The following is a 19,019-nucleotide window of genomic DNA, read 5'->3' as shown; positions in this document are numbered from 1 at the left end:
TTAGATTTTAAATTTTATCTGCAAAAGACATTAAACTAATTTCTAAATGTAATTCATTTTTTAAAATTCAGGTCATTCTCTTTTCAAAATGCTGTGTTTTAAATCCAAAATATCGCAACTACAACGTGTGAGTTCAATGTTTTGTTGAAAAAATAAATAATAGCGAACTGGTTAATTGAGGTGTTGGCGAGTTATTATAAATTAATCCTAATATCAGCCATAGGTTCTAACCTTTTTTATAAATTTGACAAAAATTTAATCAGTTGAAGAAATCACTCTTTTTCATATTTTGCTGTCTGTTTCTTAGCGTACAATTTATTGCGGCGCAGGCCAAAAAACCGACTCAAACTCCTAAAACTATCGTCATCGAGAATGCTGACTTTTCTGATGTGGATCAGGTTAACGTGCCAGATGCACTTTTGCTTACAGGAAATGTAAAAGTAAATCACGATGGTGTGGTCTTAACTTGCAACAAAGCCTATTTTTTTCAAAAAGAAAATTACCTAAAAGCATTCGGAAATGTACAATTAGTGCAAGGAGATACTTTATTCCTAAATAGTAAATACGCCGAATATAGTGGTAATGAAAAAAAAGCTTTCGCTAAAGGAGATGCAGTTTTAACTTCTCCAGATGCCACTTTGCGTACCGATACCATTAATTTTGATCGAAATATCCAAGAAGCGTTTTACAATACTAAAGGAACAATTGTAAACAAAGACAATACTTTGGTAAGTAAATCTGGAAGGTATTATGTGAAAGAAAAGAAATTCCAGTTTTTGACTGAAGTTACGATTACGAATCCAAAATATGTAATTAAATCCAACCATTTGGATTATTACAGTAATTCTGGGCATACGTATCTTCTTGGCCCTTCAACAATTACCAGTAAAGCCAATTATATCTATACCGAAAAAGGTTTTTATGATACGAAGAAAAATTTAGCCCATTTTCTCCGAAGATCCTACATCAAATATGATGACCGACTTATAGAAGGCGACAGTTTATATTACAATCGAAATATTGAATTTGCATCGGCTACGCGAAATGTAAAAATTACCGATTCGATCAATAAAGGAATTGTTAAAGGCCATTACGCCGAGCTTTATAAACTGAAAGATTCGATGTTTGTGACTAAAAGAGCGGTAGCTATCAATTTGGTTGAAAATGACTCGGTTTACATTCACGGAAAAAAATTAATGGTAACAGGAAAAGAAGGCGAACGAATTTTGCGTGCTTTTAACAATGTTCGTTTTTATAAAACGGATATGAGCGGTAAGTGTGATTCTATACATTCGGATTCTAAATCTGCTTTGACAAAATTGATCGGAAATCCGATTTTGTGGAATGGTGAAAACCAAATTACTGGCGACGTAATGCACTTAATTGGCGACAATAAAACAAGAAAAATTGACTCTTTAAAAGTCCTCAACAATACTTTTGTCCTGTCCAAGGACACACTCGGAACGGGATATAATCAGGTCAAGGGACTCAATTTGTTTGGAAAATTTCGGGACGGAAAACTTCATGATGTTGATGTGATCAAAAATACCGAAGTCATTTATTATATGCGAAATGATACCAATGAACTGATTGGAATCAATAAAAATGTCAGCAGTAAAATCAATATGATTTTGGAAAATAATGCTATAGAAACCATTACTTTCTTCAATAAAGTTGATGGAGATATTTTTCCTGAAGACGAACTTCCAGAAAATGCCCGCAAGCTGCGAGGAATGAACTGGAGAGGTGCTGAACGAATAAAGTCGAAAGATGATATTTTTACCGACGAAGATAACGAACTGAATGAAAAACTGATTAAAGAAGGAAAAGAACAGGAAGAAAAAGGTAAAAACGTTCCGCTGAAAGTCAGGAAGGAAACATTGAATTACGACAAGAAAAATCCAGCTCCGAAGACAGAAGCGAAACCTAAGATTAAGTAGTTTTTTGTTTGCTGCTAGACAAAGCCGAAAAGAAAAAGCTTAAAATCTTAGCACCTCGGCAACTTAGACGCTTTAAAAAAGTTAACCTAAGCATAAAGTAAGGAAACCTTAGAACCTTAGTACCTTTGCTACTTTGAACCTTTAAGAAAAAAATGAATCCAGATTTTATAAAATACCAAGCGCAAACCTCTCCTTACCCACTCGGAATTGAAGTTTCACATGCCATTGGCTCTTACATATACGATACTAACGATAAAAAATATTTAGATTTTGTTGCCGGAGTTTCAGCTTGCACTTTAGGACATCAGCATCCAAGAGTCAATCAGGCAATAAAAGATCAATTGGACAAATATTCGCATGTAATGGTTTACGGAGAATATTCTCAAAGTCCAGCCGTTCAATATTGCAAATTAATGGCTTCTCTCCTTCCAGAGTCTTTAAATAAAACTTATCTGGTCAATTCAGGAACAGAAGCTATCGAAGGTTCGTTAAAGCTTGCAAAACGAGTTACAGGCCGCAGTCAGCTTATCTCGTGTCACAATGCTTATCATGGAAATACGATGGGTTCTATGAGTGTTATGGGATTTGAGGAACGCAAACAAGCTTTTAGGCCTTTGCTTCCAGATGTTGATTTTATCACATTCAATAACGAAGAAGATTTACAGAAAATAACCACTCGAACCGCAGCGATTCTTTTAGAAACCATTCAAGGCGGAGCTGGGTTTATTCAGCCAGAAAACAACTTTTTGGAGAAAGTCCGCAAACGTTGCGATGAGGTTGGAGCCTTAATGATTGTGGATGAAATTCAGCCAGGTTTTGGAAGAACAGGAAAGCTTTTTGGCTTCCAAAATTATGACGTTGTTCCAGACATTGTAGTTATGGGTAAAGGAATGGGCGGCGGAATGCCAGTTGGAGCATTTACTGCTTCTGCCGAAAAAATGGACCTTTTAACGGAAAACCCAAAATTAGGACACATTACGACTTTTGGAGGTCACCCTGTCATTGCGTCAGCTTGTTTGGCTACTTTGCAAGAATTAACTGAAACAAATTTAATGGCAGAAACGCTTGAGAAAGAAAAACTCTTCAGATCGCTTTTGGTACATCCTTTGATTACAGAAGTTAGAGGAAAAGGATTAATGCTTGCCGCGATGACAGAATCGGCAGATATTACAAACGAAGTCATTTTAACCTGTCAAGACAGAGGACTTATTTTATTCTGGCTTTTATTTGAAGGATGCGCGATACGAATTACCCCTCCTTTGACTATTTCTGAAGACGAAATTAGAGAAGGTTGCGCGATTATTTTAGACGTTATGGATGAAATAATAAAAAAGAAGAACAGCTAAAAAAGTTCTTTTTAAAATATTTTCAAAAGCTATTTCAATAAGTAGCGACAGAAATTGACGGTCTATATGTATTTCGATAAAGTTTTTCGACACCATTAAAAAAATGACAAAACCGAAGTTAATCCCTTAGTAATAAGGAATATTTCTTCCCAAAATAGAATAAAAAACGCCATATATTGTTAATTAAATTGTTCAAAACAATTAATTTCTTATCCTTACAACAATTATATGGTTGCCTAAATTTATAACAGGCTAATTTCAAATATACGAAGTATGCAATTAAGCAACGAAGAAGAAGATTATAACCTATCCCTATCCAAATTTGAGTCGATGTTAAAAACCAACAAAGTACTCTTTTTTGATTCTGAAGAATTCGAAGAAATAATTCTCCATTATTTAGACATAGGTAAGGCTAATTTAGCAAAAAAGGCCTTAAAACTTGCATTAGACCAGCATCCAAAATCTACAGGCTTAAAATTAGTACAAGTAGAAATGCTAGTTTATGACGATAAACTCGATATCGCTGAAAAGCTTTTGAATGAGTTGTATGCAATTGAACCCAACAATGAGGAAATCTACATCCAAAAAGCCAATATCTGTTCTAAAAGAGACCAGCACGAAAAAGCAGTTGAACTGTTAAAAATTGCACTTCAGTATACTGATGATTATGCTGATGTATACAATTTGATTGGTATGGAATATCTTTTTATGGATAATCTTGAATTGGCAAAAGAAAATTTCATTAAATGTCTTGAAGAAGATTTAGAAGACCAATCTGCACTTTATAACGTAGTGTATTGCTTTGAGTTTTTGGATCAAAATCAGGAGGCTATTGTTTATTTAAACGAATACATTAACAGAAATCCTTATAGCGAAATTGCGTGGCATCAGCTTGGACGTCTTCATTATGGCGTAAAAGAATATGAAAATGCAATTCGCGCGTTTGATTACGCAACATTGATCGATGATGAATTTTTGGGCGCTTTCATGGAAAAGGCGAAAGCTTACGAACGCCTTAAAAAATACAATGAAGCAATTGAAAGTTATAACAGAACCATCGAATTAGACGATGCAACCTCGTATGCGCTTCTTCGAATTGGTAAATGTTATGAAAAACTTGGAAATTTAGCGAAAGCGATTCAATACTATAACCAAACGGTTCACGAGGATCCGCTTTTAGACAAAGGCTGGATTGCGATTACCGATTTTCACCTTCGCCAGAAAAACTACCAAAAAGCATTATTTTTTGTGAATAAAGCTTTGGCGATTGACAATCAGAATCGTTTGTACTGGAAAAGATATGCGACGATCAACAAACAGATGAATTTCTTTGAAGAAGCCGAATTTGGTTTTAGAAAAGCGGTTGAATTTGGCGATTACGCACTAGACACTTGGTTATTCTGGGTTGATATCCTTCAGTTTTTAGGAGAATTTGAAACGGCAATCCAAACTTTATTGCAAGCGACAGAATATTTCCCAGAGGAAAATGAAATCGAATATCGTTTGGCTGGATTGTATTTTATGATTCAAGACAATACAAAAGCTAAATTTCACTTAAGCAATGGTTTACGTCTAAACTTTGACAATTATATCTTAATTGAGGATTTGTTTCCAGTAGTTTGGGCAAAAAAAACAGTAAAAAATTATATAGAAAAACATCGTAAATAAGAATGGTTGATATTTTATTAAGAAGACGTTTTGGATTATTAGGACGCAACATAAGCTACTCTTTTTCAAAAGGTTATTTTACAGAAAAATTTAATAATGAAGTTTTTGCTGGCAACAGCTATGAGAATTTTGACATTTCTGAAATTAATTACTTCACAGAATTAGTTAAAAACAATCCCGATTTAAAAGGGTTAAATGTTACCATTCCGTACAAAGAGCAAGTTATTCCTTTTCTAGATAAACTATCAAAAAAAGCTACTCAAATTGGTGCTGTCAATACTATTAAATTTACTAAAAATGGTAAGCTAAAGGGTTATAATACCGATTATTACGGATTTAAAAAATCTCTAGAACCGTTATTAGAACCGCATCATAAAAAGGCTCTTATTTTAGGTACAGGCGGAGCTTCTAAAGGTGTTGCTTTTGCCTTGGACGAATTGGGTATTCCGTACACTTTTGTTTCTAGAGAAGCCAAAGAAAACATAATCGATTACGATTTGATTAATGCCACTACTTTTGATAATTTTCAAATTATAATCAATTGCACGCCAGTTGGAACAAGTCCGAATATTGAAGCTTGTCCAAACTTGCCTTATGAGTTTTTTACCGAAAAACATATTGCATACGATCTAATTTATAATCCTGCAGAAACTACTTTCTTACGAAAAGCAAAAGAACAGGGAGCTGTAATTAAAAACGGACACGACATGCTTATTTTTCAGGCTGAAAAAGCTTGGAAAATCTGGAACAAATAAAATAAATAGCAAAAAATAAAATGTTAATGTATTTTTTGTATTTTTAAACTACTTATTAATAGGTAGTTATGACAAAAATACAAATACTTAGCATTTTATTTTTTTTGATTACCTGCCAACTCACGGCGCAGGATACTATCGCTAAAAGTGGTCCATTCTCAGAACCACGCTACCATTATTTTCTCAAAACAATCATTTTTTTTGATGAATATCTAGATACCGACAACGGGTCTTTTAACACTACCCAAGTTCGTGTTTTACTTCCTATAGGCAACAAGGCTTGGAATTTACGTTTTGATCTTCCGCTGATTTCCGCCAGTACGAATTCGATTAACAAAACTGCTATAGGCGACGTGGGTATGGGAGTAAGTTATATTCCGTACATGAAGAACAATAACGGAATTGCGCTACGCACGAGAGTTTATGCTAATACCGCAGCCGATCCGAATTTTGGATCTGGCAAATGGGTCGCTATGCCAGCGGTGATATACGGAAAGTATTTTTACAAGAAAAAGTTTTTATGGCTATCGACCTTAGAATATCAAGGGAGTTTTGCCGGAGCTGATAGCCGAAGCGATATAAGTGTTACGGTTTTTGAAAATGTCGTTTTATATTTTTTTGGAAAAAACTGGGTTGCAGCAGATGCGGCATTTCGGTACAATGACGTTTTGCAAGGTTTTCAGAATAATGCTTTTCTTGAATTTGGACGAAAAATTACACCAAACAATTTAGTGTACATTCATCCAAGTGCTGCTTTTGGAGGCCAGAAAACGTACAATTTCGGTATTGAAGCGGGGCTTTTAGTTTTATTCTGAATTTCATTAAAACCATTTAAACACTATATCTTTTGCGATATTAAAACACATTATCTAAAAAAACGGCGATTCTAAAATTTAAATTTATAATAATAAATCGTTTAAAAATTGTGCGACCTATTTTCAAAAGGCTCTAAATAATAAGAATTTGATCGTAAAAAGAGCATAAACAAAGGATTTATTTTGTATTTAGAAACACCTTTACTATCTTTCGCACTGTTTAAAATAAAAACCTTATACATTTTAAAGATGTTAGAAGAAAAGAATGATAACCTGCTTGACGCAGACGGAAAATCTGGAATCGAAATAAATGATTCTGTAACAAATGAAGCAATTGAAATCTCAGATTCTGAAACTTTGACAGAAGACCAAGTATCAGAAACTGAAAATGAATTAGAAGAACAAGAAAATGCTCATCAAGAAGCATTAGATGTGATTACCAATTCAAATGCTGCTGAAAGTGAAGACGAAACTTTGAAGGAACGTCATGACATTCCTATGCAGGATTACAACACATTTTCGCTAGATGCTCTTGTTGATGAACTTAAAAAATTGGTTAATACAGATAAAGTAATGTCTGTAAAAGATCATATTGAAGAAATCAAAAAAGCTTTCTTGTTGCAATATCATCACCTGATTGAAGAGAAAAAAGAAGAATTTTTAGCTTCTAATCCAGATCCTAATGAAGAATTTGAATATCATCTTCCTTTAAAATCAAAATTTGACGAATACTATAATGTTTTTAGAGACAAAAGAAATGCTCATTTTAAACATTTACAAACAAATCTAAAAAGCAATTTAGAAAATCGTTTGGCTATTGTTGAAGAATTAAAGGAATTAATTAATCCACAGGAAAATATTAAAGATACTCTTAAGCACTTTAATGAATTAAGAGAAAGATGGAAAAATGCCGGAGCAATTCCGAAAGATAAATACAATCACGTTTGGAATAATTACCATTTTCACGTTGAAAATTTCTATGATTATCTTCACTTAGACCGTGAGGCTAGAGATTTAGATTTTAAACATAATTTAGAATTAAAGCAAAAAATCATTGCTCGCGTTGAAGAGTTGGCAAATGATGCCGATGTCAACAAATCTTTCCGTGAGTTACAGGATTTACACAGAATCTGGAAAGAAGAGATTGGACCTGTTTCTAAGGAACACCGTGACACCATCTGGAATCAATTTAGCGAACTGACAAAGAAAATACACGATAAAAGAGAACTTTTATTTGAAAGCCAAAGAGCAAACGAGCAAAAGAATCTTGAAGTTAAAAAAGAGATTGTTGCAAAAATCGAAGTCCTTGGAAGCGAAAAAGTAAATTCTCACTCGCAATGGTTGGTTCAGATTCAGAAAGTGGAAGACTTAAGAAATGAGTTTTTTGCAGCCGGAAAAGTGCCTTCTGAAGTAAATGAAGAAACTTGGGCAGCATTTAAAACTGCGGTTAGAAATTTTAACGCTTTCAAAAATTCTTTCTATAAGGATATCAAAAAAGATCAAAACGATAATCTAAACAAAAAACTGGCTCTTGTTGCAAAAGCAAAAGAATTACAGGAAAGCACTGATTTTGCAGCTACAACTCCTATAATGAAACAGATCCAGGAAGAATGGAAACAGATTGGACATGTTCCTAAAAAATATTCAGACAAAATCTGGAAAGAATTTAAGGATGCCTGCAACCATTATTTTGATAAGCTAAAAGAGCATAAATCGGAAGAAAACGGTGAAGAAGTTGCCGCTTTTGACAACAAAAAAGCATATCTAGATGTATTAAGAGCTTTCCAGCTTACTGGAGATCACAAAACAGATTTAGATGCCATAAAAGCACATATTGAAACTTGGAAAGGATTTGGAAAAGTTCCTTTCTCGAGAAGACATATCGAAGGAAAATTCAATAAAATATTGGATGCCCTTTTTGAGAAATTAAGCTTAAGCAAAAAAGAATCAGAAATGATGCGTTTTGCTAACCGCATTGATTCTTTGTCTGACAGCAATGATACACGTAAACTAGACAATGAAAAGATCTTTATTATGCGTAAGATTGAAGAAGTTCAAAATGAAATTTTCCAGTTAGAAAATAACATTCAGTTCTTTACCAACACTAAAAATGCTAAAAAAGAGAATTCGATTGTTACAGAAGTACGTAAAAACATCGCTATTCACAAAGAAAGCCTTGATGTTTGGAAAGACAAACTGAAACAATTAAGAAACTTGGGACAGGAATAAATATATAGAAAAATTCCAATTCCGGAGCTTCAGGATAAATTCCAAATTCCAATTTCTTTTTAAATTCCAACTTTTTAAATTCCAAATTCCAATTGAGTAAGCGCAATTGGAATTTGGAATTTTATTTTTTTTCAATTTTTAATTTTAATGCTAACAAATTGATAAAGCTGGAATGCAAAATTTTAGGTATATTTGATAGAACACTGTTATTTGATAATCAACCTGATAACAAACCAAATTATTAATTTTAATAACTAAAAAATGAAATTTACAAGAAAAGCACACGCCAACTGGAAAGGAACCGGTATGGAAGGAACAGGAAAAATTAGCACGCAAAGCACAACTTTAGACAATGCTCAGCTGTCTTTTAAAACGAGATTTGCTGATGGCGTTGGTACAAATCCAGAAGAATTGGTTGCTGCGGCACATTCGGGCTGTTTTACGATGCAATTAAGCTTTTTATTGAATGAAGGAGGTTTTACCGCAGATGATTTAACTACAGAAGCGACAGTCACTTTTGAAGACGGAACCATCACTTTAATTCATTTAGATTTAAAAGGTAAAGTTCCATCCATCTCTGCAGAAGAATTTGCTGCTACAGCTGCCAAAGCAAAAGAAATCTGTCCGATTTCAAAACTATTGAATACCACAATTACACTATCTGCTGAATTAATCAGTTAGAACCATAAAAAAAACCATCAGCCGAGACTGATGGTTTTTTTTTTATTTATTTCGAAACAAGAATTATTACATTTTTGCTTTCAAAGCTTTAGCTTCAGCAGTCATTTCAAGAGCACTGTAAACTCCAATTAATGTTTTAGAAACATCTTCGTTTTTAGGATCTAACTCATTCGCTTTTTTAAGGTAAGGAATAACTCCTTTGAAAACAGCTTCTCTCTGAGCTTTTAAAACATCGTAACGTTTCATGTCTTTAGCAGAAGTACCCAATTTGTTCATTTCGTCAATGATTGGTTTTTCAGCCTCTAATTTTAATGCTGCAAGATTTAAGTAAGCATTAGTATAATTAGGATTGATTTCAATTGCTTTTAAGTAATATTTCTCTGCATCAGCATTGTTCTTAGCTCCAGCACTAATTACTCCTAAATTGAATACTAAATCAGCATTGTTTGGATCTTTTTGTAAAGCCTCACCCACTAATTGTTTGTATTTTTCGAAATCTTTAGTCTCTAAGTATAAGTTAGCTTCAGTCAAGATTAAAGAAGAATCATCTGGATTTGCTTTTCTAGCATCAGCGATTGCTTTTTTAGCATCTTCTGTACGTCCTTTTTGAACTAAAATTAAAGCTAAGTTTTTGTAGATTTCTCCTCTTTTTGAAGGAATAGCTTCTGTTTTAGGTTTTTCGTGAGTTCCTAATTTTACAGCTAAATCTCTTTCTTTAGCGTTAGCAAAATTATCTTCGTTTCCGTTAGCTTTGTTTGCAGCTAAGTATAAAGTTCCTTTTCCAGAGTAGTTTAGTTTTTTCAACTCTTCGTACATTGGCAAAGCAAGATCATAATCTTGTGAATTTACAGCTGTAGATGCTGCGTAATACAAGTTGATTGTGTCTTTTTTATCTAAACCATACGCTTCGTATAATTTTTTTGCACCTTCTGCATGCTTGTTTGCTTGTGTATCAGCAATCGCAGAATTAATCAATAATCCTTTGATGTTTGTAATTGAAGCTGCTGCTTGAGATGAATATTTTTGTTTTCCAGAAGCTGTTTCTACATCAATTAATTTTTTGTAGCTATTTGCAGCTGCCAATAAGTTTTTACTTTCTTCAACCTTTTTGTTTGCAAGGTCAAGAAAAGCATTTCCTTGAACAAAATAAAACTGAGCCTGTTCTGTATCTTTAGCGTTAACAACTAAGTTTTCAGCATCTTTTAGTATTGTAATCGCTCCTTGAGCATCACCACTCTTTAATGCCTTTTCAGCGCTTTTAATTTGATCTTTTTGAGCAAACGTAGCTACAGAGATCAGTAATGCTGATGCAAGTATTACATATTTACTTTTCATAATGATATTTATTTGTATTTAATTTTTGTTTTCTACTTATTCTTCAGATTCTTCGTCTTCTGCTTCCGCATCGTCTTCATCCTCTACTTCCTCGTCATCAGAGTCGTCATCATCTTCTGCAGCTCCATCATCTTCAAGAACTTCCAAATCTGGTTTAATTCTCTCAATGCCAGACTCGATTACATTACCGTCTTCATCTAATTCTACTTCTTCTACGTCATCTTTCATTACCGTAGTAACAGCAGCAATAGAATCTTTACCTTTTAAGTTAATCAATCTAACACCTTGAGTAGCACGTCCCATAACACGTAAATCTTCAATTGCCATTCTGATTGTTAATCCAGACTTGTTAATAATCATTAAGTCGTCTGCATCAGTCACAGCGTTGATTGAGATCAATTTACCTGTTTTCTCTGTGATATTAAGTGTTTTAACACCTTTACCTCCACGGTTTGTAATTCTGTACACATCTTCTCCATCTTCATCAACCAATTTAGTACGTTTTCCGTATCCGTTTTCAGTTACAACTAAAATCTGAGATTCTGTAATATCATTTTTGTCAACCGTAACCATTCCGATTACTTCGTCTGTTTCGTCTTTTAAAGTAATTCCACGAACTCCAGAAGCTGTTCTTCCCATCGGACGTGTTTTTGTTTCTTCAAAACGAACCAATTTACCAGACTTAACGGCTAAGATAATTTGACTTTCTCCGTTTGTCAACTGAGCACCAAGTAATTCATCACCTTCTTTAATTGTAATCGCAGCCACTCCATTTGCTCTTGGTTTAGAATATTTCTCTAAAGAAGTTTTCTTCACCTGACCTTGTTTGGTTACCATTACAAGATTATGCGTATTGATGTAATCTTTGTCTTTTAAATCTTGCGTACAAATGAAAGCTTTTACTTTATCATCACTTTCAATATTTACCAAGTTCTGAATTGCTCTACCTTTTGCGGTTTTACTTCCTTCTGGAATTTCATAAACACGCATCCAGAAACATTTTCCTTTTTGTGTAAAGAACATCATATATTGGTGGTTGGTCGCAACGAACATGTGCTCTAAGAAATCCTGGTCTCTTGTTCCAGCACTCTTCTGTCCAACTCCACCTCTATTTTGAGTTTTATATTCTGTTAGGTTCGTACGTTTGATATAACCTGCGTGCGAAATTGTAATAACTACATTTTCATCGGCGATTAAGTCTTCAATACTTACATCTCCTCCAGAATATTCAATTTGAGAACGACGGTCATCGCCATATTTATCGCGAATCTCAACAAGCTCTTCTTTAATCAAATCAGTTCTTAAATTAATATCTGCTAATAACGCTTTCAAATGCTCAATTAACTTCATTAATTCGTCATACTCCGCTCTTAATTTATCCTGCTCCAGACCTGTCAACTGACGAAGACGCATCTCAACAATAGCACGAGCTTGAATATCTGACAACTTGAATCTTTCGATTAATTTCTCTCTAGCTTCGTCCGTGTTTTTAGATCCTCTAATTAACGCAATTACTTCGTCGATATTGTCAGAAGCAATGATCAATCCTTCTAAGATATGCGCTCTTTCTTCTGCTTTACGTAATTCAAATTGTGTTCTACGAACTACAACTTCATGACGGTGCTCGATGAAATAGTGAATCATATCTTTTAGATTCAACATTTGCGGACGACCTTTTACTAGTGCAATATTATTTACACTAAAAGAAGATTGTAATTGTGTGTATTTATATAAAGTATTCAATACTACGTTTGGTGTAGCGTCACGTTTTAGAATATAAACGATACGCATACCTGTTCTATCCGACTCATCGCGAATATTGGCAATACCTTCGATTTTTTTCTCGTTAACCAAATCAGCAGTACGCTTGATCATTTCGGCTTTGTTAACCTGATATGGAATTTCTGTAACGATAATACATTCTCTTCCGTCCACTTCTTCAAAACCAACTTTAGCACGCATTACAATACGTCCTCTACCGGTTTTAAAAGCCTCACGAACGCCTTCATATCCATAAATAATACCTCCCGTTGGAAAATCAGGAGCTTTGATATGAGTCATTAATTCGTCTACTTCAATATCGTTATTATCAAGATACGCCAAAGTACCATTGATAACTTCAGTTAAATTGTGTGGTGGCATATTAGTCGCCATACCAACTGCAATACCTGTAGCTCCGTTAACTAATAAAGTAGGAACTCTTGTTGGCATTACTTTTGGCTCATATATAGTATCGTCAAAGTTCAATTGAAAATCAACTGTTTCTTTTTCGATATCGGCCATAATCTCTTCAGAAATTTTACGCATTCTGGCCTCAGTATAACGCATTGCTGCTGGGCTATCACCATCTACAGAACCAAAGTTACCTTGACCATCAACTAATAAATAACGCATGCTCCATTCCTGCGCCATACGTACCATTGCATCATAAACAGAGGTATCACCGTGCGGGTGGTACTTACCCAGAACCTCCCCTACGATTCTCGCAGACTTTTTGTGGGCAGATCTTGATGTTACACCTAAATCATACATTCCGTAAAGAACTCTTCGATGCACTGGTTTCAAGCCATCTCTAACATCAGGAAGTGCTCTCGATACAATTACTGACATCGAATAATCGATGTAAGCTGACTTCATTTCATCCTCTATGTTAATAGGAATTAACTTTTCTCCTTCAGACATAAGTTGTTATATTAAATAATTATATTAGTTTTCAAAGCGTGCCAAGATACGTTTTTTTGAAGATTTTTCCGCTAATAACTTATACTAATTTCAAGGATTTATTAACAACTTTATTTTGGGTTTTAGTTAATAAATTAAGCGTTTTTTAACTCTTTTATTGTCTTTTTTTTCGTCTATTAGCTGACAGGACATTCTGATGGGTACGGTTTTTGTTTTTAAAACTGTAATTCACTAAATTTACAATACCAATTATATATTATGGATGATAATTTTTCACCAAGAGTAAAAGATGTTATTACGTACAGTAAGGAAGAGGCTCTTCGATTGGGTCACGACTTTATTGGTACCGAACATCTTATGCTAGGTATTTTAAGAGATGGTAACGGAAAAGCTATTCATATACTTAATAACCTAGCTGTCGATTTAGATCATTTACGCAGAAAAGTAGAAATACTGAGCCCAGCCAACCTGAGCGTTGAAGTAAATGCAGAAAAGAAAAACCTTCATCTTAGCCGACAGGCCGAAAGAGCCCTGAAGACCACTTTTCTTGAAGCAAAAGTATTTCAAAGTTCATCGATAAGCACGGCACACCTGCTATTGTGTATCTTACGAAACGAAAACGATCCAACAACCAAGCTATTGAATAAACTAAAAATAGATTATGACGTAGCTAAAGAACAGTATTTAAATATGACTCCAAACGAAGAAGAATTCTTAGAAAACTTGCCAAGAAACGAATCGTATAATGACGATTCAGGACAAGATGACAGTCTTAAAGAAAGCAGTTTTAATAATCCCGCCAATAAGTCAAACAAAAAATCTAAGACTCCTGTTTTAGATAATTTTGGGAGAGATTTAACAGAAATGGCAGAAGAAGGGAAATTAGACCCAGTTGTAGGACGAGAAAAAGAAATTGAGCGTGTATCGCAAATTTTAAGCCGTAGAAAAAAGAACAATCCGCTTCTTATTGGAGAACCTGGAGTTGGTAAATCTGCTATTGCAGAAGGACTTGCTCTACGTATTATCCAAAAGAAAGTATCTCGTATTCTTTTCAACAAACGTGTTGTAACTCTAGACTTGGCTAGCTTAGTTGCTGGAACAAAGTACAGAGGACAATTTGAGGAAAGAATGAAAGCCGTGATGAACGAGCTGGAGAAAAACGACGATATTATTCTTTTTATTGATGAGATCCATACTATTGTAGGTGCTGGAGGAGCAACAGGTTCACTTGATGCTTCGAACATGTTCAAACCTGCTTTAGCAAGAGGAGAAATTCAATGTATTGGCGCTACTACTCTTGACGAGTACAGACAATATATTGAAAAAGACGGAGCTTTAGAAAGACGTTTCCAAAAAGTAATTGTAGAACCAACTTCTGTTGAAGAAACGATTGCGATTTTGAACAACGTAAAAGACAAATACGAAGACCACCATAACGTAACGTATACGCCAGAAGCTATTGAAGCCTGCGTTAAATTAACCAACAGATATATGTCTGAGCGTTTCTTACCAGACAAGGCAATCGATGCAATGGACGAAGCTGGTTCTCGCGTGCACATTACCAACATTGATGTTCCGAAACAAATTTTGGATTTAGAACGTCAGTTGGAAGAAGTTCGCGAAATGAAAAATATGGTTGTTAAAAAACAAAAATATGAAGAAGCAGCCAAACTTCGCGATGATGAAAAACGTATTGAAAAAGATCTTGCTTTAGCTCAAGAACAATGGGAAGAAGATTCTAAAAACAACCGTATTGAAGTTACAGAAGATAACGTAGCCGATGTGGTTTCTATGATGACTGGAATTCCTGTAAACAGAATTGCGCAAACAGAAAGCAACAAATTGGCTCATTTACCTGAATTAATTCAGAATAAAGTAATTGGGCAAAATGAGGCGGTTCTAAAAATTGCACGTTCTATCCAGCGTAACAGAGCCGGACTTAAAGATCCAAACAAACCAATTGGTTCGTTCATTTTCTTAGGTCAGACTGGTGTTGGAAAAACACAGTTGGCTAAAGTTTTAGCAAAAGAATTATTTGATTCTGAAGATGCTTTAGTTCGTATCGACATGAGTGAATACATGGAGAAATTTGCGATCTCTCGTTTAGTTGGAGCGCCTCCAGGATACGTAGGTTACGAAGAAGGAGGTCAATTGACTGAAAAAGTTCGTAGAAAACCTTATTGCGTGGTTCTTTTAGATGAGATCGAAAAAGCACACCCAGATGTATTCAACATGATGCTTCAAGTTTTAGATGACGGATATTTGACAGATAGTTTAGGTCGTAAAATTGACTTCAAAAACACTATCATTATCATGACATCTAACGTTGGTGCTCGTCAGTTGAAAGATTTCGGACAAGGTGTTGGATTCGGAACTGCTGCAAGAACAGCTCAAGCTGATGAAAACTCAAAAAGCATTATCGAAAACGCTTTAAAGAAAACTTTTGCTCCTGAATTCTTAAACAGAATTGATGATGTAATCGTGTTCAACGCGCTAGAAAAGTCTGATATTGATTTGATTATCGAAATCGAATTGAAAAAACTATATTCTCGTATTGCAGAGTTAGGCTACAAACTAAGCTTAACTGATAAAGCAAAAGCATTTATCGCTGAAAAAGGTTTTGACAAACAATTTGGAGCAAGACCGCTAAAAAGAGCAATTCAGAAATACGTTGAAGATTTGTTAGCTGAAGAAATCATTACTTCGAAAATACATTCTGGTGATGAAATTATGATGGATTTAAAAGATGATTCTCAAGAATTATCTGTTGAAATTCACAAAGCTGAAGAACCGACTAATCAATAAATTAGTCAAAAATTATAACACTAATAACCTGCCCGTTACGTTTTCATAACATAACGGGCATTTTTTTTTGTAAAAATCACTATCTTTAGTAAAAGCAAATAGCTATTTTTGAATTTTAATACTATAATAAAGAAACAAAATATGCTTCAAAACAAAGTCATTTTAGGCAGCGAAGAATGGTGCTCATTTCCAGAACTAGGAATCCCGACAATCAAGGCTCGTGTGGATTCTGGCGCTAAAACTTCGGCAATGCACGCATTAAACATAGCTCCTTTTATAAAAAATGATGCCAATTGGGTTAAATTCGACATTAATCCGATTCAGAATAATATTAAAACTATTATTCACTGTGAAGCACCGCTGGTCGACAAAAGAATTGTGAAAAGCTCTAGCGGTTTTAGAGAACATCGTTACGTTATTCAAACTAGTTTAAAGATTGGAGATGCAAAATGGCCGATCGAAATGACTTTGACGAACCGTGACTCAATGGGTTTCAGAATGCTTTTAGGACGCGAAGCTATGAGCGGAAGGGTTTTGGTCGATCCAGAACAAAAATACCTTTTAGGACAGCCCACAGCAGAATCTTTAAAAGAATTGTATCAGAACTCTGAAAAAGCAAGTTCTGGTTTACGAATTGGTGTTTTAGCCAGTAACCCTGAACTTTACAGCAACAAAAGAATTATGGAAGCCGGCGAAATGCGCGGGCACGAAATGCATTTTTTGAATATCAAAGAATGTTATATGAAGCTGGATGCCAAAACTCCAGAAATTCACTACAGAGGCGGTAAAATCCTAAATCAGTTTGACGCCATAATTCCTCGTATTAGACCAAGCATTACTTTTTATGGCTGCGCACTTACGCGTCAGTTTGAAGCTTTGAAGGTATTTTGTTTGAATTCAGCAACGGCTATTACACAATCTAGGGATAAACTATATTCATTACAATTGCTTTTGAATAGCGGCATCGATATTCCAACAACGGGATTTGCCAATTCTCCGCTTGATACAGACAATTTAATTAAAATGGTGGGCGGTTCACCTCTAATTGTCAAATTATTAGAAGGAACGCAAGGAAAAGGCGTTGTTTTGGCTGAGACTAAAAAAGCTGCAGAAAGCGTTATCAATGCTTTTAAAAGTTTAAATGCCAACATCTTAGTTCAAGAATTTATTAAAGAAGCTAACGGAAAAGACATTCGCTGTTTTGTAATCGACGGAAAAGTAGTTGCCGCAATTCAGCGTGAAGCGATGCCGGGCGAATTTAGGGCTAATATTCACCTTGGGGGAACGGCTTCTGTAATCAAAATAACTCCTGAAGAGAAAAAGATTGCAATAAAAGCCGCAAAAGCAATGGACTTAAAAGTAGCGGGTGTAGATATTATCCGTTCTTCTAAAGGACCCTTATTGCTTGAAGTAAACTCTTCTCCAGGTCTTGAAGGAATTGAAGGCGCAACCAATAAAGACGTTGCTGGAGAAATGATTAAAGCAATTGAAAAGAATTTTAAACTGTAATTAGAAGACGCTTTTCAAATACCTTATTGATGAAAAAATTTACAATCTTTCTAATTTTAATCATAATTGGATGCACTAAAAATGATTGCACTGAAAATGAAAAGATTAGAAAGATTGAAACCGATAAAATCATAGAAGCTTTTATCAAACTAAACCATTTAGAGAATTCTAAAGATTCTTATCCCGTTTGCACCAGTTTTAAAAAACTCAAGATTAGCACCGAGAGTATATACGCAGAACCTACAAAAGAACCAGCAATTGTAAAACTTCCACAGCATTTACCAAAGATTTTTGAGAATACGAAAATTTATATTGAAATGCTGTTGAACGCCAGTTTAAAAGGAGAAAAAATATTCAGCCACAAGGATTCCCTAAACTTTGTAGAACAAAACAATTGTTTTTTAAAATACACATTACCAAAAAAAATATCAAAAAAACTCAAGACAATCTCAGCATCAAAAATTGATAAAGCTGAAGAATATATACTATTATCAATTCCTATATTTTCTGAAGACAATAAAAAAGCCTATATGGAAATTGATTGCTATCGAAAAGAATTATCTTACGGAATATCAGTATATTTAGAAAAGAAAGGCAACATTTGGCAAGTAATTCATTATAAAGATAATTGGGTCAAATGTTCAGGTTAAAATAACAATAACCACTTATAAAGCTTTGTCAAAATTTTAGAACTTTGGCAAAGCTTTTTTATTTAACTTTAAAATAAAAAATATGACTTTTCCCTATCTAGATATTGTTTTAAGAAGTATTGCCGTTTATTTCTTTATGACCATCGCTTTGAGAATATTCGGTAAAAAAGAGCTTTCCCAATTAAATACCGCCGACGTAATCTTGATTTTACTTATTAGCAATTCCGTTCAAAACGCAATGGTTGGCCCAGATACTAGTTTAATAGGAGGTTTAATAGCCGCTTTGGTTCTATTTATCATCAATTACATTATAAAAAAATTAATCCGCAGATATAAAACGATTAGTGATTTACTATTAGACAAACCTCAAGTTCTAGTTCATGATGGAAAATTAGACTTTCAAACCTTAAGCCGACTAGATATTTCTGATGAAGAATTAAAAGAAGCTATGAGAGAACACGGCATCGAATTTTTCAAAAACATAAAACTGGCCATGCTCGAAATAGACGGAACAATCAGTATTATTTCTGAAGATCAAAAAAATCTAAAACAGACGCATTATAAACGCAAGCATAATCGTAAAAACCTTCAGAAGTCTTGATAT

General features: G+C 34.4%; 13 protein-coding genes. 11 read left to right on the top strand and 2 right to left on the bottom strand.

Annotated features, from left to right (window positions below):
• Window positions 1–263 precede the first annotated feature (263 nt).
• The 7 genes from AC3E9W_RS22895 (at window position 264) to AC3E9W_RS22865 (ending at window position 9,434) form a co-directional block, all read left to right on the top strand.
• Window positions 264–1,940, top strand: a complete 1,677-nt coding sequence (locus tag AC3E9W_RS22895) for an OstA-like protein (RefSeq protein WP_488770205.1) — start codon at window positions 264–266, stop codon at window positions 1,938–1,940.
• Window positions 1,941–2,092: 152 nt separating this feature from the next.
• On the top strand, window positions 2,093–3,286 hold the full coding sequence (locus AC3E9W_RS22890) for an aspartate aminotransferase family protein (RefSeq protein WP_488770204.1): 1,194 nt from the start codon (window positions 2,093–2,095) through the stop codon (window positions 3,284–3,286).
• 273 nt (window positions 3,287–3,559) lie between these two features.
• Window positions 3,560–4,954, top strand: a complete 1,395-nt coding sequence (locus AC3E9W_RS22885) for a tetratricopeptide repeat protein (RefSeq protein ID WP_306157494.1) — start codon at window positions 3,560–3,562, stop codon at window positions 4,952–4,954.
• Window positions 4,955–4,956: 2 nt separating this feature from the next.
• A complete protein-coding gene (locus tag AC3E9W_RS22880; RefSeq protein WP_488770203.1) occupies window positions 4,957–5,709 on the top strand; it encodes a shikimate dehydrogenase family protein in 753 nt (250 codons plus the stop codon).
• Between the two features lie 68 nt (window positions 5,710–5,777).
• Window positions 5,778–6,524, top strand: a complete 747-nt coding sequence (locus AC3E9W_RS22875; RefSeq protein WP_306157490.1) for a lipid A phosphoethanolamine transferase — start codon at window positions 5,778–5,780, stop codon at window positions 6,522–6,524.
• A 249-nt stretch (window positions 6,525–6,773) separates the two neighbouring features.
• The gene (locus AC3E9W_RS22870) at window positions 6,774–8,753 is read left to right on the top strand and encodes a DUF349 domain-containing protein (protein ID WP_488770202.1); all 1,980 of its coding nucleotides are present in this window, start codon (window positions 6,774–6,776) and stop codon (window positions 8,751–8,753) included.
• A 261-nt stretch (window positions 8,754–9,014) separates the two neighbouring features.
• The gene (locus AC3E9W_RS22865; protein ID WP_306157486.1) at window positions 9,015–9,434 is read left to right on the top strand and encodes an OsmC family protein; all 420 of its coding nucleotides are present in this window, start codon (window positions 9,015–9,017) and stop codon (window positions 9,432–9,434) included.
• Window positions 9,435–9,500: 66 nt separating this feature from the next.
• On the opposite strand, the gene AC3E9W_RS22860 is transcribed toward AC3E9W_RS22865, so the two are convergent.
• Window positions 9,501–10,769, bottom strand: a complete 1,269-nt coding sequence (locus AC3E9W_RS22860) for a tetratricopeptide repeat protein (protein WP_306157484.1) — start codon at window positions 10,767–10,769, stop codon at window positions 9,501–9,503.
• 36 nt (window positions 10,770–10,805) lie between these two features.
• Window positions 10,806–13,451 (bottom strand): DNA gyrase subunit A, encoded by a 2,646-nt coding sequence (gyrA, locus tag AC3E9W_RS22855; RefSeq protein ID WP_456891867.1) that lies wholly within the window; start codon window positions 13,449–13,451, stop codon window positions 10,806–10,808.
• 258 nt (window positions 13,452–13,709) lie between these two features.
• On the opposite strand from gyrA, the gene AC3E9W_RS22850 reads away from it, so the two are divergent.
• The 4 genes from AC3E9W_RS22850 to AC3E9W_RS22835 all read left to right on the top strand — a co-directional run bounded on the left by AC3E9W_RS22850 (window position 13,710) and on the right by AC3E9W_RS22835 (window position 19,016).
• A complete protein-coding gene (locus tag AC3E9W_RS22850) occupies window positions 13,710–16,256 on the top strand; it encodes an ATP-dependent Clp protease ATP-binding subunit (protein WP_488770201.1) in 2,547 nt (848 codons plus the stop codon).
• Window positions 16,257–16,397: 141 nt separating this feature from the next.
• Window positions 16,398–17,765, top strand: coding sequence for a 30S ribosomal protein S6--L-glutamate ligase (rimK, locus tag AC3E9W_RS22845; RefSeq protein ID WP_125719621.1), 1,368 nt, complete (start codon window positions 16,398–16,400; stop codon window positions 17,763–17,765).
• Between the two features lie 29 nt (window positions 17,766–17,794).
• Window positions 17,795–18,415, top strand: coding sequence for a hypothetical protein (locus AC3E9W_RS22840; RefSeq protein WP_488770200.1), 621 nt, complete (start codon window positions 17,795–17,797; stop codon window positions 18,413–18,415).
• A gap of 82 nt (window positions 18,416–18,497) precedes the next feature.
• Complete coding sequence (locus AC3E9W_RS22835) at window positions 18,498–19,016, top strand: DUF421 domain-containing protein (protein ID WP_488770199.1); 519 nt, start codon at window positions 18,498–18,500, stop codon at window positions 19,014–19,016.
• Window positions 19,017–19,019 lie beyond the last annotated feature (3 nt).

The organism is Flavobacterium sp. 38 (assembly GCF_057799715.1).
This window is presented reverse-complemented; position numbering and strand designations above follow the sequence as displayed.

Coding starts and splice junctions, on each gene's coding strand:
- AC3E9W_RS22850 (WP_488770201.1), top strand. CDS start 13,710: ATGGATGATAATTTTTCACCAAGAGTAAAAGATGTTATTACGTACAGT.
- rimK (WP_125719621.1), top strand. CDS start 16,398: ATGCTTCAAAACAAAGTCATTTTAGGCAGCGAAGAATGGTGCTCATTT.
- AC3E9W_RS22865 (WP_306157486.1), top strand. CDS start 9,015: ATGAAATTTACAAGAAAAGCACACGCCAACTGGAAAGGAACCGGTATG.
- gyrA (WP_456891867.1), bottom strand. CDS start 13,451: ATGTCTGAAGGAGAAAAGTTAATTCCTATTAACATAGAGGATGAAATG.
- AC3E9W_RS22860 (WP_306157484.1), bottom strand. CDS start 10,769: ATGAAAAGTAAATATGTAATACTTGCATCAGCATTACTGATCTCTGTA.
- AC3E9W_RS22890 (WP_488770204.1), top strand. CDS start 2,093: ATGAATCCAGATTTTATAAAATACCAAGCGCAAACCTCTCCTTACCCA.
- AC3E9W_RS22835 (WP_488770199.1), top strand. CDS start 18,498: ATGACTTTTCCCTATCTAGATATTGTTTTAAGAAGTATTGCCGTTTAT.
- AC3E9W_RS22885 (WP_306157494.1), top strand. CDS start 3,560: ATGCAATTAAGCAACGAAGAAGAAGATTATAACCTATCCCTATCCAAA.
- AC3E9W_RS22880 (WP_488770203.1), top strand. CDS start 4,957: ATGGTTGATATTTTATTAAGAAGACGTTTTGGATTATTAGGACGCAAC.
- AC3E9W_RS22840 (WP_488770200.1), top strand. CDS start 17,795: ATGAAAAAATTTACAATCTTTCTAATTTTAATCATAATTGGATGCACT.
- AC3E9W_RS22875 (WP_306157490.1), top strand. CDS start 5,778: ATGACAAAAATACAAATACTTAGCATTTTATTTTTTTTGATTACCTGC.
- AC3E9W_RS22870 (WP_488770202.1), top strand. CDS start 6,774: ATGTTAGAAGAAAAGAATGATAACCTGCTTGACGCAGACGGAAAATCT.